Source organism: Mesorhizobium sp. M1C.F.Ca.ET.210.01.1.1 (assembly GCF_004791585.1).
In the GTDB taxonomy this organism is placed as follows: domain Bacteria; phylum Pseudomonadota; class Alphaproteobacteria; order Rhizobiales; family Rhizobiaceae; genus Mesorhizobium.
Genome location: NZ_SRUU01000012.1, coordinates 79,067 through 92,369, shown reverse-complemented (window position 1 = coordinate 92,369; position 13,303 = coordinate 79,067). Strand labels below are relative to the sequence as shown.

13 protein-coding genes are annotated in these 13,303 nt (G+C 64.7%); 9 read left to right on the top strand and 4 right to left on the bottom strand.

Annotated features, from left to right (window positions below; all coding sequences use genetic code 11):
• Nucleotides 1-7: 7 nt before the first annotated feature.
• Complete coding sequence (locus EN853_RS15780) at nucleotides 8-757, top strand: SDR family oxidoreductase (protein ID WP_127860682.1); 750 nt, start codon at nucleotides 8-10, stop codon at nucleotides 755-757.
• 117 nt (nucleotides 758-874) lie between these two features.
• On the opposite strand, the gene EN853_RS15775 is transcribed toward EN853_RS15780, so the two are convergent.
• Nucleotides 875-1,792: a zinc-binding dehydrogenase gene (locus EN853_RS15775; RefSeq protein WP_127860681.1), complete on the bottom strand. Its 918-nt coding sequence runs from the start codon at nucleotides 1,790-1,792 to the stop codon at nucleotides 875-877.
• Between the two features lie 125 nt (nucleotides 1,793-1,917).
• On the opposite strand from EN853_RS15775, the gene EN853_RS15770 reads away from it, so the two are divergent.
• Nucleotides 1,918-2,724: a helix-turn-helix transcriptional regulator gene (locus EN853_RS15770; RefSeq protein ID WP_127860680.1), complete on the top strand. Its 807-nt coding sequence runs from the start codon at nucleotides 1,918-1,920 to the stop codon at nucleotides 2,722-2,724.
• A 61-nt stretch (nucleotides 2,725-2,785) separates the two neighbouring features.
• On the opposite strand, the gene ybaL is transcribed toward EN853_RS15770, so the two are convergent.
• Together ybaL and EN853_RS15760 are read right to left on the bottom strand one after the other, a co-directional pair.
• The gene (gene ybaL / locus EN853_RS15765; RefSeq protein WP_127860679.1) at nucleotides 2,786-4,549 is read right to left on the bottom strand and encodes a YbaL family putative K(+) efflux transporter; all 1,764 of its coding nucleotides are present in this window, start codon (nucleotides 4,547-4,549) and stop codon (nucleotides 2,786-2,788) included.
• A 218-nt stretch (nucleotides 4,550-4,767) separates the two neighbouring features.
• Nucleotides 4,768-5,205 (bottom strand): host attachment family protein, encoded by a 438-nt coding sequence (locus EN853_RS15760; protein WP_127860678.1) that lies wholly within the window; start codon nucleotides 5,203-5,205, stop codon nucleotides 4,768-4,770.
• A gap of 430 nt (nucleotides 5,206-5,635) precedes the next feature.
• Between EN853_RS15760 and cysG the strand changes: the two genes are divergently transcribed.
• The 7 genes from cysG to EN853_RS15725 all read left to right on the top strand — a co-directional run bounded on the left by cysG (nucleotide 5,636) and on the right by EN853_RS15725 (nucleotide 12,977).
• Nucleotides 5,636-7,099 carry a siroheme synthase CysG gene (gene cysG, locus EN853_RS15755; protein WP_127860677.1) on the top strand — a complete coding sequence of 488 codons (1,464 nt, stop codon included), beginning with the start codon at nucleotides 5,636-5,638 and terminating at the stop codon, nucleotides 7,097-7,099.
• Entirely contained in the window at nucleotides 7,096-7,401 is a 306-nt protein-coding gene (locus tag EN853_RS15750) for a DUF2849 domain-containing protein (RefSeq protein ID WP_127860676.1), read from the top strand. Before cysG ends, EN853_RS15750 begins: the two co-directional genes overlap by 4 nt.
• 40 nt (nucleotides 7,402-7,441) lie before the next feature.
• Nucleotides 7,442-9,112: a nitrite/sulfite reductase gene (locus tag EN853_RS15745; protein WP_127860675.1), complete on the top strand. Its 1,671-nt coding sequence runs from the start codon at nucleotides 7,442-7,444 to the stop codon at nucleotides 9,110-9,112.
• Nucleotides 9,087-9,851 carry a phosphoadenylyl-sulfate reductase gene (locus tag EN853_RS15740; protein WP_127860674.1) on the top strand — a complete coding sequence of 255 codons (765 nt, stop codon included), beginning with the start codon at nucleotides 9,087-9,089 and terminating at the stop codon, nucleotides 9,849-9,851. The genes EN853_RS15745 and EN853_RS15740 overlap by 26 nt, the downstream gene beginning before the upstream one ends.
• Before the next feature lie 92 nt (nucleotides 9,852-9,943).
• On the top strand, nucleotides 9,944-10,477 hold the full coding sequence (locus EN853_RS15735; protein WP_127860673.1) for a DUF934 domain-containing protein: 534 nt from the start codon (nucleotides 9,944-9,946) through the stop codon (nucleotides 10,475-10,477).
• Between the two features lie 77 nt (nucleotides 10,478-10,554).
• On the top strand, nucleotides 10,555-12,162 hold the full coding sequence (locus EN853_RS15730) for a GMC family oxidoreductase N-terminal domain-containing protein (protein WP_127860672.1): 1,608 nt from the start codon (nucleotides 10,555-10,557) through the stop codon (nucleotides 12,160-12,162).
• A gap of 194 nt (nucleotides 12,163-12,356) precedes the next feature.
• Complete coding sequence (locus tag EN853_RS15725) at nucleotides 12,357-12,977, top strand: DJ-1/PfpI family protein (protein ID WP_127860671.1); 621 nt, start codon at nucleotides 12,357-12,359, stop codon at nucleotides 12,975-12,977.
• 57 nt (nucleotides 12,978-13,034) lie between these two features.
• Here EN853_RS15725 and EN853_RS15720 read toward each other — a convergent pair whose 3' ends face one another.
• Nucleotides 13,035-13,235: a hypothetical protein gene (locus EN853_RS15720; RefSeq protein ID WP_127860670.1), complete on the bottom strand. Its 201-nt coding sequence runs from the start codon at nucleotides 13,233-13,235 to the stop codon at nucleotides 13,035-13,037.
• Nucleotides 13,236-13,303: the final 68 nt, after the last annotated feature.

Below are 13,303 nucleotides of genomic sequence, written 5' to 3'. Positions count from 1 at the left end.
TCAAGCCATGGCCGAGACCGACCCCAGAAAGACCATCGTGCTCACCGGCGCCAGCCGTGGCATCGGCCATGCGACGGTGAAGCGTTTTTCACGCGAGGGCTGGCGCGTCATCACCTGCTCGCGCCAGGCCTTCGCCGAGGACTGTCCCTGGCCGGCCGGCCCCGAGGACCACATCAAAGTCGATCTCGCCGATCAGGAAGATGTCGGCATCGCGGTCTCGGAAATCCGTCACCGGCTGGAGGCGCATGGCGGGCAGTTGCACGCACTGGTCAACAATGCCGGCATCTCGCCTAAGCTCAAGGACGGCGGCCGGATGAACTCGATCGACACGCCGATGCATGTCTGGCGCGACGTGTTCCAGGTCAATTTCTTCGCGCCGATCATGCTGGCGCGCGGCCTGTTCAAGGAGCTTGCCGCAGCCAAGGGTTCGATCGTCAACGTCACCTCGATCGCGGGCACGCGCGTGCATCCGTTCGCCGGAACGGCCTATGCGACGTCCAAGGCGGCGCTCGGCTCGCTGACGCGCGAGATGGCGCATGACTTCGGTCCGCACGGCATCCGCGTCAACGCGATCGCGCCGGGCGAGATCGACACGGCGATCCTGTCGCCAGGCACCGACAAGATCGTCGAGACGATCCCGCTCAGGCGCCTCGGCGCCACCTCGGAAGTCGCCGACATCATCTTCTTCCTGTGCTCCGGTCAGGCGTCCTATGTGACCGGTTCGGAAATCCACATCAATGGCGGCCAGCACGTGTGAGCGGCTGACTTCAGGCTAGAGCGGTCCAGCGTTTGCCAGAATCGCCGAACCGCTCTAACTATCTGTTTTTATGCAATTCCGGACGGAAAACCGCTACACACTTTTCCTGGAATTGCTTTAGGTCATGGTGAGAACGGCCTTGCCGCTGAAGCTGCGCTGCCGCAGCGCGTCGAGCGCCTGGGCGATGTCCGTCCACGGCACGGTCAAGGCCACGCGGGTTTCCAGCCGACCGGCCGCGACCAGGGCCAGCAGCGAGGCGATGTCCGCGCCAACGCCTGAACCGGAAGTGTAGTAGGCGAAGGTCTGCAGCCTCGCCCCCTCGTGACTCGGAACGAACTGGCGGAATCCAACCGGCGTGAGTTCGCCGCTGCTCGAACCGAACATGACGATGGTGCCGCCCGGCGCGACGCGTTCGATCGCATGCGCGAGGCTCTGACCGCCGACCGACTCGGTGATCAGCGAAAACGGCCCCTCGGCCTGTTCGATCGCACCGACAACCCGCTCGGCGCCCAGCCCACGCAGATCCTCGTCGTGCCGGGAGGCGGCGACGGCGGTCACACGCCCGCCCTGCAGGTGGGTGAGCTGGATCTGGAAACGGCCGACCGCGCCGCTTGCGCCGGTGATCAGGACCTGCTGGCCAGCCAGGTCGCCGCCATGGCGCAAAGTCCTCAGCGCCGTCGTGCCCGCAACCGGAAGCGTGGCCGCGGACGCGAAGCTGACCCCATCCGGCAGGATGGCGAGACGGTCGGTTGCAACGGCAACACGTTCGGCCCAGCCGGCCTGATCGACCAAGGCCGCAACCCGGGTGCCGACGGCTGGCCCGGAGCCATCGGCTGCCGCCCGTTCGACAAAGCCAACGACATCCTGGCCGGGGATCCAGCCGTCCGGACGTATGCCGAGCAGGCGCAGCTCACCGCGATTCAGCGACGTTGCGTGGACCGCCACCAATGCTTCATCCGCACAAAGGTGTGGCTCCTCGATCTCGGTGAGCCTCAGCCTGTTGGGACTGTCGGAGGAAATGGCGAGTGCGAGCATAGGCCACCTTTTGAGACTGGCGGTTGGGGCCGCGATCGATCGCGACGATGATGGTTCGAGCCTATCGACTTTCGTGGTTGAAAAATTTAGATATAAAGCCAATTGGTCGCTAAAAGCAGTCAAGTATGAGACAGCCTCTCCGCTGGCCCTGGCTGGATTTCGATGTCGATGACGTGCTCGCGCCGGCAATAGCCGTTCGTGTCGACGTGACCGAGACCAAGGCGGAGGTGCCCGACCACTGGCACCGCAAGGGACAACTGGTCTTCGCGCTGGGAGGCGGTGTCACCTGCCGCGTTCAGAGCGGCCTGTGGATGGTGCCGCCACATTGCGGCGTGTGGATTCCCGGCGGCATGGAACACAGCAACATCGCAACTGCCAATGCCCGGATGTTCTTCGTCTATATCGAGCCGGGCGCGGCCGAACTGCCGGACCGGTGTTGCACGCTGTCGATCTCGCCGCTGTTGCGCGAATTGATCATCGAACTGTCGGACTGTGCGCCGGATGACGCAAGATGCGGCTTCCTGGGAAAGATCCTGCTCGCCGAGTTGCCGCGCATGCCTGTGCAGCAATTGCATCTGCCGATCTCGTCTGAGCCGCGCTTGCGGCGGATCGCCGAAGCGCTGGCCGACGATCCTGCCGATCGCAGCACCCTGGCTGAATGGGCAAACCGTGTGGCGCTCAGCGAGAGCAGCCTGGCACGCCTTGTCGTGAAGGAGACCGGGCTGACTTTCGGGCGCTGGCGCCAGCAACTGCACCTGATCGTCGCGCTAAGGCAGCTGGCCTCCGGCGCCAGCGTGCAGCAGGTTTCGGGCGATCTCGGCTACGAATCCGTCACCGCCTTCATCACTATGTTCAAGAAGGCGCTGGGCAAGCCGCCAGCAAAATACCTCAGCGATATCGCGCAAAACGGCGGTTCGGCTTTTATCGCTTGATCAGCTTGCCCTGCGAATATGTGCCTGAAGCGGGCTGCGGTTTGATCTCGATTGAGGGCGCCTACGGCACGGCGGCTTTGCCCCTCACGACCTCGACGATGCCGCGCGCGATCTCGCGCTCACCCATGATGACGGTATCGGCGCCGAGCCCCTTGAGATGCTCGACCTCGGCATCGGAATGGGCACGGGCAATGACGTTTATTGGCGGATTGGCGGCGCGGGCGCGAAGCACAATCTGCCCGGCTTCGAAGGCATTCGGAATGGCAAGGATCAGCCGCGTCGCGCCTTCGGGATTGGCGGCCGAAAAGACGTCCGCATTGGCGGCGTTGCCGGCGACGGTCTCGATGCCATCGGCGTTCAGCTTCGCCAGCGTCTTGTCGGCATCCTCGATGACAAGGAAGGGCAGGGCAGCCTCTTTCAGGGCGGCACCGACGAGGCTGCCCACGCGGCCGTAGCCGATCAGGATGGAATGGCCGGTGAGCGAGGTTTTTGGCGGCGGGCCATCCTCCTTCGCAGCCGCTGCCGCCACCGATGCGACCTGACCCGGTTCGGTCGCGGGGCTGATCGGTCTTGGCTCCTCGGCCGTCTCGGCCTTGCCGGCGCGCTTTTCCAGCCATGGTTTCATCCGGTCCACGGCGAGGAACATCAGTGGGTTGAGCAGGATCGACAGGATGGCGCCGGCCAGGATCAGGTCGCGGCCCTGTTCGGGCAACAGCTTCAGCCCGACGCCCAACTCGGCCAGGATGAAGGAGAACTCGCCGATCTGAGCAAGGCTGGCCGAAATCATCAGCGCGGTTGCGATCGGATAGCGGAAGGCAATGACGATGACGAACGCCGCAAGCGATTTGCCGATGACGATGATGGCTAAAGTCGCCAAGATCGGCAGGCCGTTGCTGATCAGGCTCAGCGGGTCGAACAGCATGCCGACCGAGACGAAGAACAACACCGAGAAGGCGTCGCGCAGCGGCAGCGATTCCTCCGCTGCGCGGTGGCTGAGTTCGGACTCGCTCATGATCATGCCGGCGAAGAAGGCGCCGAGCGCCAGCGAGACGCCGAACAGCTTTGCCGCGCCGAAGGCGACGCCGAGCGCAATGGCCAGCACCGAGAGCCGGAACAATTCGCGCGAGCCGGTATGGGCGACATAGTGCAGGATCCACGGGATGACCCGGCGGCCGACCACCAGCATGACGACGACGAAGGCGGCGACCTTGGCGAGCGTCAGGCCGACCACGCCCCAGATGCCGTAGTTGGCGGGCAGCGACAGCAGGCTCGCATGGTCATTGGCCTGCGGCTGGCCGCCCAGCACGCCGGCAAGCGCCGGCAAAAGCACCAGCGCCAGCACCATGGCCAGATCCTCGACGATCAGCCAGCCGACGGCGATGCGGCCGCGCTCCGTCTCGATCAGCCGCCGCTCCTGCATGGCGCGCAGCAGCACGACGGTCGAGGCGACGGAAAGCGCCAGGCCGAAGACCAGGCCGGCGCCCAGCGACCAGCCGAGCAGCCAGGCGAGGCCCACGCCGAGCAGCGTGGCGAAGCCGATCTGCACGATGGCGCCGGGCACGGCGATGGCCCGGACCGACAGAAGATCCTTGAGCGAGAAATGCAGGCCGACGCCGAACATCAGCAGGATGACGCCGATCTCGGCGAGCTCGTTGGCGAGACTGGCGTCGGCGACGAAGCCGGGAGTGTTCGGCCCGACCAGCACGCCGGCTACGAGATAGCCGACCAGTGGCGGAATGCGGAAACGGTTGGCCAATGCTCCGAAGACGAAGGCGAGCCCCAAACCGGCGACGATGGTGGCGATAAGGGGCGTGTCATGCGGCATGGTCTCTTGCGCGCCTTTCAGAAATTGCGATGTCGGATAAGCGCCGCCCGAGGCCGTCGCCTTTCGCAATATGGCGGGGAGAGCGGCGGTGATGCAACCACCGCGGCATGGAAATCGGCGCCGCGGATGGCCCCGGAGGACGAAAGCCGCAGCCAGCCGGCCGCGCGGTCGCGCGGCATCGATCTCAATGGCGTTCGACAGCCTCTCGCTGCCTTGGCTCAGGCCGCTTGGAGCAGCTTCTCGATCTCGGGAATGGTGTGGTTGGTCAACGTCTTCGGTATCTGCGCCTTCACCTTATCGCAGACCTCCTTGTGCAGTTTCTGCCGCATCTCGCCAAGCACTTGAGGCGGCGCGATCAGCACGATCTCGTCGAAGTCGCCCCGATGCGCAAGCTTGTAGAGCCGGTCGGCAATATCGTCAGCAAAACGTTCCTTGCCGAGGCGATGCCAGTCGGTCTCTTCAATAGCGCTGCGGGGGCCCTCAGCGTAGCGGCCTGGCTTGTCGGTGCCTTGCTCCCGGGTGGCCGGGTTTTCCTGTTCCATCTCCTGCACGACCTGCAGGTTCGGGTATTTGGTATCGCCCTGGTTGCGGAGGAAAAGCGCCTTTTCGCCGTCAGCCACGATGACCCAAAGATCGTGTTTCAGCCTGATGCTCATAGCGCTCTCCTTTTAGCTTCCGGGCCTGTCGACCGAGTTGCAAAATGCGATCTGTCGGCAGGCATGTGATCGTCAGCCAAACGTGCCGCCAAGCGTGATTGTTCCCGCCGACCTGCGAGTGATCGATCGTCTCTTGCAAGGCGCATCAATCGGCCGTGCGCCGCGGGCATGGCTTTAATCTACTGATTTAGTAGAATTTAGAAAAAACTATTTTGCCGCGCTGTCCGGGCAACGCTAAAAATTATGCTGGATCAATGGATGCTGGCGAGGTATCTGGCCACCTCACGCTTCGGCGTAGAATTTTTTTCTCCTGCCTTTCGCGGTTGCGAAAAAGCGATTGCCTGCCTCCGAGGGATGCGCGAGTGCTTGCCTTCTGGTTTTTGCCCAGCCCGCGTAAAACTGCCAAACTGTTCAACTAATTCTTATCGCCATGTCGCCAGCCAACGCCAAGCTCAACGCCTTCCCCGTCTTCATGCGGGTCGATGGCGGAGCCGTGGCCATCGTCGGCAATGGCGAGGAGGCGCTTGCCAAGGCAAGGCTGATTGCGCAGTCGAGCGCCGAGCTGCGCATCATCGCAGATCACGCCAATGCGGAGCTGCTTGCCTTCATCGCGACCTCCGGCGCCGTCCATGTCGATGCCGCCTACGATGCCGCGCAGCTCGAAGGCGCTGCCCTGGCATTTGCCGCCAACGGCGACGAGGCGCTCGACCGCCGCGTCGCCGAGGACGCGCGCCGGCTGGGTATCCCGGTCAATGCCGTGGACCGGCCGGAACTCTGCGATTTCTTCACCCCAGCGCTGGTCAACCGGGCGCCGGTTGCCATCGCCATCGGCACCGAAGGCGCCGGCCCGGTGCTCGCGCAGCTGCTGCGCGCGCGCATCGACCGCATGCTGTCGCCGTCGCTCGGCCGGCTGGCTGCCTTGGCGGCTTCGTTCCGTGGTGCGGCCGAGCGGCTGCCGAAGGGCAATCGCCGCCGCCGTTTCTGGAGCGATTTCTTCGCCGGCGCCCCGGCCAAGGCGATCGAAGCCGGAGAGTTCGCCAGGGCGCATGATGCGGCGCTTGATCTTCTGGCTTCGAATGCGCCAGCGGCCGGCCATATCGCGCTGGTCGGCGCCGGTCCGGGCGCGGAAGACCTGTTGACGCTGCGCGCCCACCGGCTGCTGATGGAGGCCGACGCGATCGTCTATGACGCGCTGGTTCCGGAGGGGATTGTCGCCATGGGCCGCCGCGACGCCGAGCGCCTGCCCGTCGGCAAGCGCAAGGGTTGCCACTCCAAGAGCCAGGAAGAGATCAACGCACTGCTCATCGAGCTTGGCCGTGCCGGCAAGCGCGTGGTGCGGCTGAAGTCCGGCGATCCGCTGGTGTTCGGCCGGGCGGGCGAGGAGATGGCGGCGCTGCGCGAGGCCGGCGTTGCCTACGAAGTTGTTCCTGGCGTCACCGCCGCTTTCGCCGCCGCCGCCGATTTCGAACTGCCGCTGACGCTGCGCGGGGTCTCGTCCTCGATGGTGTTCACCACCGGCCACGACCTCAAGGGCAACTCGCTGCCCGACTGGGCCAAGCTTGCCATCTCGGGCGCCACCGTCGCCGTCTATATGGGCCGCTCGGTCGCCGCCGAAGTCGCCGGCCGTCTGATCGAGGCCGGACTGTCGCCCGACACCGCCGTCGCCGTCGTCGAAAATGCCAGCCTCGGCAACCGCCGGCGTTTCCACGGCACGCTGGCCGATCTGCCGTCGCTGGAAGCGCGCGCCGATCTCACCGGCCCGGTCATGACGATCATCGGCGACGCGGTCGCCGGCGCCAATTTCGAAGGTTCCGAGCCGCTCGCGGCACACAGACGTGAAGATACAGGGCATGAGAGTGCGGCCAATCCGGCCGACGAGGGAGTTGAACAATGAAGGTTCTGACCGCGAACAGGCTCTCCGACGGCATCGCCGTCTGGTATGCCGATGGCGGCTGGGCGGAGACGGTCGGCCATGCCGACATCGCCCATGACAAGGCGGCGGAGGACAGGCTCGAAGGCATCGGCGCCGCGGCCGCCGGCAACAATGAGGTGGTTGACGTCAACCTGATCGACGTCATCGTGACCGACGGCCTGGTCGAGCCGGTGCGGCTGCGCGAGAAAATCCGCGCCGCGGGTCCGACCATCCGAACCGATCTTGGCAAGCAGGCGAGCCCGGAAGCCGCCCGGGCGGCATAAAGCACAGGAAAGCGGGCGGACGCGCCCTGAAAGACGAAGCATGTACCGTTACGACGAGTTCGACCACGATTTCGTAGAGGCCCGTGTCGCCGAGTTCAGCGACCAGGTGCAGCGCCGGCTTGCCGGTGAGATCACCGAGGACCAGTTCCGCCCGCTCAGGCTGATGAACGGCGTCTATCTGCAACTGCATGCCTATATGCTGCGCATCGCCGTGCCCTATGGCACGCTGAACAGCCGGCAATTGCGCATGCTCGGCCACATCGCGCGCAAGTACGACAAGGGCTACGGCCATTTCACGACGCGCCAGAACATCCAGTTCAACTGGCCGGCGCTGTCCGATATTCCGGCGATCCTTGCCGATCTGGCGAGCGTCGAGATGCACGCCATCCAGACCAGCGGCAACTGCATCCGCAACGTCACCGCCGACCATTTCGCGGGAGCCGCCGCCGATGAGGTCGCCGATCCGCGCCCCTATGCGGAAATACTGCGCCAATGGTCGTCAGTGCATCCGGAATTCTCATTCCTGCCGCGCAAGTTCAAGATCGCGGTGACGGGCGCTGAGCGCGACCGCGCCGCCATCCAGACGCACGACATCGGCCTGCATCTGAAGAAGAACGCGGCCGGCGAGCTGGGCTTCGCCGTCTATGTCGGCGGCGGCCAGGGGCGCACACCGATGGTGGCGAAGAAGATCCGCGACTTCCTGCCGGAAGCCGACCTTCTCTCCTACTGCACGGCGATCCTGCGCGTTTACAACCTCTATGGCCGCCGCGACAACAAGTACAAGGCGCGCATCAAGATCCTGGTGCACGAGACCGGCGTCGAGGAGATCACCCGCCAGATCGAGGCCGAATGGCAGGAGCTGAAGGATGCCGAGCTGAAGCTGCCGGAGGCCGACATCCAGGCGATCAACGCCTATTTCGCGCCGCCGAAGCTGGTCGACCGGCCTGAAGGCGACGCGGCAGTGAAACAGGCGCGGCTCGATTCCAAGAATTTTTCCGAATGGCTCGACCAGAACGTGGTGACGCACCGCCATCCCGACTATGCGGCGGTGACCATCTCGCTCAAGGGCATCGGCGAGGTGCCCGGTGACGCCACCGACAGCCAGATGGAAGCGGTTGCCGACATCGCCGAGAAATACGCTTTCGACGAATTGCGTGTCAGCCACGAGCAGAACCTGATCCTGCCGCATGTGGCGCGCGCCGACCTCAAGGCGGTCTATGACGCGCTGGTCGAGATCAGCCTGGCGACGGCCAATTCCAATCTGATCAGCGACATCATCTCCTGCCCGGGCCTCGATTACTGTGCGCTGGCGACAGCGCGTTCCATTCCGGTGGCGCAGGAAATCTCGCGCCGCTTCGCCTCGCTGGAGCGGCAGCGCGAGATCGGCGAACTGAAGCTGAAGATCTCCGGCTGCATCAATGCCTGCGGCCACCACCATGTCGGCCATATCGGCATTCTCGGTGTCGAGAAGAAGGGCTCCGAGCTCTACCAGGTGACGCTTGGCGGCTCGGCCGACGAGAACACCTCCGTCGGCGAGATCATCGGCCGCGGCTTTTCTTCGGAAGAGATCACCGATGCCATCGAGCAGATCGTCGATACCTATCTCGGCCTTCGGCTCAGTCCCGATGAACGTTTTATCGACGCCTACCGCAGAGTCGGTCCCGCGCCGTTCAAGGAGGCGCTCTATGCTGGCGAAACCAAGGCCGCTTGACCGTATCGTCGACGTCGAGGCCGGCGTTGCCGCGGAAGCGGCGGGGCTCGACGCGCTGCTCGGGCATCTGAAGCCGATCGAGATCATCGAGCGGTCTGTGCGCGAATCTTTCCGCGGCGAGGTCGCCGCCGTGTCGTCCTTCGGCGCGGATTCGGCGGTGCTCCTGCACATGATCGCGGAGATCGACCGCTCGCTGCCGGTGATCTTCCTCGATACCGGCAAGCATTTCGAGGAAACGCTGGGTTACCGTGACGCGCTGGTTGCCGATTTCGGCCTGACAGATATCAGGGTGATCAAGCCCGACGAAGCCGCGCTCGAGCGAGTCGATCCGACCGGCAGGCTCAACGAGACCGACACCGACGCCTGCTGCAATGTGCGCAAGGTCGAGCCGCTGGCGCGCGGCGTCGAGCCGTTCCGCGCCTGGTTCACCGGGCGCAAGCGCTTCCAGGCCTCGACGCGCGCGGCACTTCCGGTCTTCGAGGCGGTCGGCTCGCGCATCCGCATCAATCCGCTGGCGCACTGGACGACGTCGGACCAGGCCGACTACATGCGCGCGCATGCGCTCCGCGAAAACCCGCTGGTCGCCTATGGCTATCTCTCGATCGGCTGCTTCCCCTGCACGCAACCGGTGCAGCCGGGCGAGGATGCGCGCAGCGGCCGCTGGGCAGGGCACGCCAAGACCGAGTGCGGCATCCATCTCTCCGGGCTGGAGAAGTCGCTGACCGACGCTTCACTTTAGGGTATATCGCTATTCACGTGATGTCGGCTCCAAGTCACGGCTGCTGGCCGTCTGCCGGCGCGCTTGGGACTTTTTGGACTTTAGGATTTTTGATGACTGAATCGACGACACCCGGGACCCGCCTCTGGACCCCGAAGGGTTTTCGCGAGGACGAATGGACCCATGCAGAAAGCGCTGAGGCGCTTGTTGGCAATGGCCGCTTCATCCTGCCGTTGCAGGCTTTCCTCGCGCTTGATGACGAGACCCGCAAGTCGGCCAAGGAGCGCATCGGCGTGCTCCTGCTGCCCGGCGACGAGCTCGACAAGATCGTCGGCCTGCTCGACCAGCTGTCGCTGGTGGCGCTCGCTTTCCCGGCATTCAATGACGGCCGTTCCTTCTCCAAGGGCGAATTGCTGCGCGCCCGGCATGATTTCAAGGGCGCGGTCCGCGCCACGGGGCAGGTGCTGGTCGACCAGCTGCCGCACATGCTGAGGCTCGGCTTCGACGAGTTCGAGATCTCCAATCCGGTGCTGTTGAAGCGGCTGGAGGAAGGACGCACCGGCGGTCTGCCGGTCTATTACCAGCCGGCCGTGGAACCCGAGCCCAAGGGCCCGAAATATTCCTGGCGGCGCAAGCGCCCCGGCTGACGCAGCGGCATCTTTACAAGCCACGCAAGCAGGCATTTTCTCGAAGAACGGACGGAAACATCCGCCGGGAGGAGAAGATGCGCTACGACTATGTGATTGCCGGCGGTGGCTCCGCCGGCTCGACGCTTGCCGCCAGGCTTTCCGAAGACCCATCGAAGACGGTTTGCCTGCTCGAAGCGGGAGGCGCCGGCAAGGATTTGCTGATCCGCGCACCGGCGGGCATCATCGCGCTGCTGCCGGGACGCCCGAAGCTCAACAACTGGGCCTTCCAGACGGTGCCGCAGGAGGGTCTCAACGGCCGCAGGGGCTACCAGCCGCGCGGCAAGGCGTTGGGCGGCTCCAGCGCCATCAACGCCATGCTCTACACGCGGGGCAACCGCCGCGACTATGACGAATGGGCCGACCTCGGCTGCGACGGCTGGTCGTGGGAAGAGGTGCTGCCCTATTTCCGGCGCGCCGAGGGCAACCAGCGCGGTGCCGGCGCGCTGCATGGCGGCGATGGGCCGCTCAGGGTTGCCGAGCAGCAGGAGCCGCGTCCGATCTCGAAAGCCTTTGTCGAGGCCTGCGGCGAAAACCAGGTCAGGCGCAATGACGACTTCAACGGGCCGGAGCAGGAAGGTGCGGGGCTCTACCAGGTCACCCAATTCTGGAGCGAGCGCCGCAATGGCGAGCGCTGCTCGGCCGCCGCCGCCTATCTGCATCCGGCGATGAGCCGGCCGAATCTTACCGTCATCACCGGCGCGCATGCGACGGGCCTCGTGCTCGACGGCAAGCGCGCCAGGGGCGTGCGATATCGCATCGGCAAAGGCGAAGCGGTGGCGGAAGCCAGACGCGAGGTCATTCTCTGCGGCGGGGCGTTCGGCTCGCCGCAGCTGCTTCTGCTCTCCGGCATCGGTCCGGCGGTCGAGCTCGCGGCGCACGGCATTCCGCTCGTCCACGAGCTGCCGGGCGTTGGCAAGAACCTGCAGGATCATCTCGATTTCATCCTGGCCTGGAAGTCGCGGGAGACGGATTTGATGGGCATCGGCCTCACCGGCATGCCCGGCCTGATCAGGCACATGCTGCGCTGGCGCAAGGATGGCACCGGCATGATCGCCACGCCCTATGCCGAAGCCGGCGCTTTCCTTAAATCCGATCCGTCGCTCGAGCGTCCGGACCTGCAATTGCATTTCTGCATCGCCATCGTCGACGACCACGGCCGCAAGCTGCATATGGGCTACGGCTTTTCCTGCCATGTCTGCGTGCTTCGGCCGTATTCGCGCGGCGAGGTGGGGTTGTTCGGCAAGGATCCGCTGGCGCCGCCGCGCATCGATCCGCGTTTCCTTGAGGACGAGCGCGACGCCGACCTTCTGCTCAAGGGAGCGAGGATGACGAGGACCATATTGGAGGCGCCGGCGCTGGCGAAGTATCGCCAGAAGGAGATCTACACGGCCGGTGCTTCCAGCGACGCCGAGCTGATGGCGCATATCAGGGCGCGCGCCGACACCATCTATCACCCTGCCGGCACCTGCAAGATGGGCATCGACGACATGGCCGTGGTCGACCCGGAGCTCAAGGTTCGCGGGCTCGAAGGGCTGCGCGTGGTCGATGCCTCGGTGATGCCGACCCTGATCGGCGGCAACACCAACGCGCCGACGATCATGATCGCCGAGAAGGCAGCGGACATGATCCGGGTGGCCGCCTGACCTTCGCCTGCTTGGTCGGACCAGTTCCCTGGATTTTGTCTCGGGCGAGTCGGCTTTCCCGCCTTGCCCAAGAGGCTGAATCCATCTGGTCAGACCACTTGAGCGATTTGCACTTCCTCTTCCGCCGTCTTGCCCTTAGGGTAGGGTTATAATTTCGAACCTCGAAATAAATAGCGGCAGAGGGAGGACCCGGCATGGCAGGCAAGAAGATATTGATGCTCGTTGGCGAGTTCAGCGAGGAATACGAGATTTTCGTCTTTGAGCAGGCCATGCATGCGGTCGGCCACACCGTCCATGTCGTGTGCCCGGACAAGAAGGCCGGCGACGTGCTCAAGACCTCGCTGCACGACTTCGAAGGCCATCAGACCTATACCGAAAAGCTCGGCCACGACTATATCCTCAACAAGACCTTCGCCGAGGTGAACCCCGCGGACTACGATGCGGTCTACGCGGCCGGCGGGCGCGGGCCGGAATATATCCGCATCGACAAGCGCGTGCAGGCGCTGGTCAGACATTTCCACGAGACCGGCAAGCCGATCTTCACCATCTGCCACGGCGTGCAGATCCTGATCGCCGTCGACGGGGTGGTGCGCGGCAGGGAAGTAGCGGCGCTGCAGTATTGCGAGCCCGAGGTGACACTCGCCGGCGGCATCTATATCGACGTTGCGCCGACCGGCGCGCATGTCCACGGCAATCTGGTGTCAGCCAAGGGATGGCCGGGGCTTGCCGCCTTCATGCGGGAATGCCTGAAGGTGCTCGGCACCGAAATCCGCCATGGCGAGGCGCTTATGCGCGACGAACGCAAGGCAGCCTAGTTCGCCTGGCCCCCGCACGAAACATCATCGGCGGAACATCATAAGGGCGGCATGCGGCTATCGACGCCGCTCGCCGCCTACCCTTTCGGCCTCGGCCCCTTCGAGGCGGTCGAGCAGGTCCGTAAGCCGCTTCGGCACCTCTTTTTCCAGACGAAATACGGGGAGCGTGCGCAGAAAGCGCTTCGTCGCTTCTGTGCCAACCTGGCGCCTGATATCGTTGGCGAGTCCAGCGCTCCGTTCGCCATTGTTGCCGTTCATGGTCCCAAATCCTGTGTCGGCTTCGAAACTCCCGCAGCCCGACAATGGTTCCCGCATTGGCCCATTGA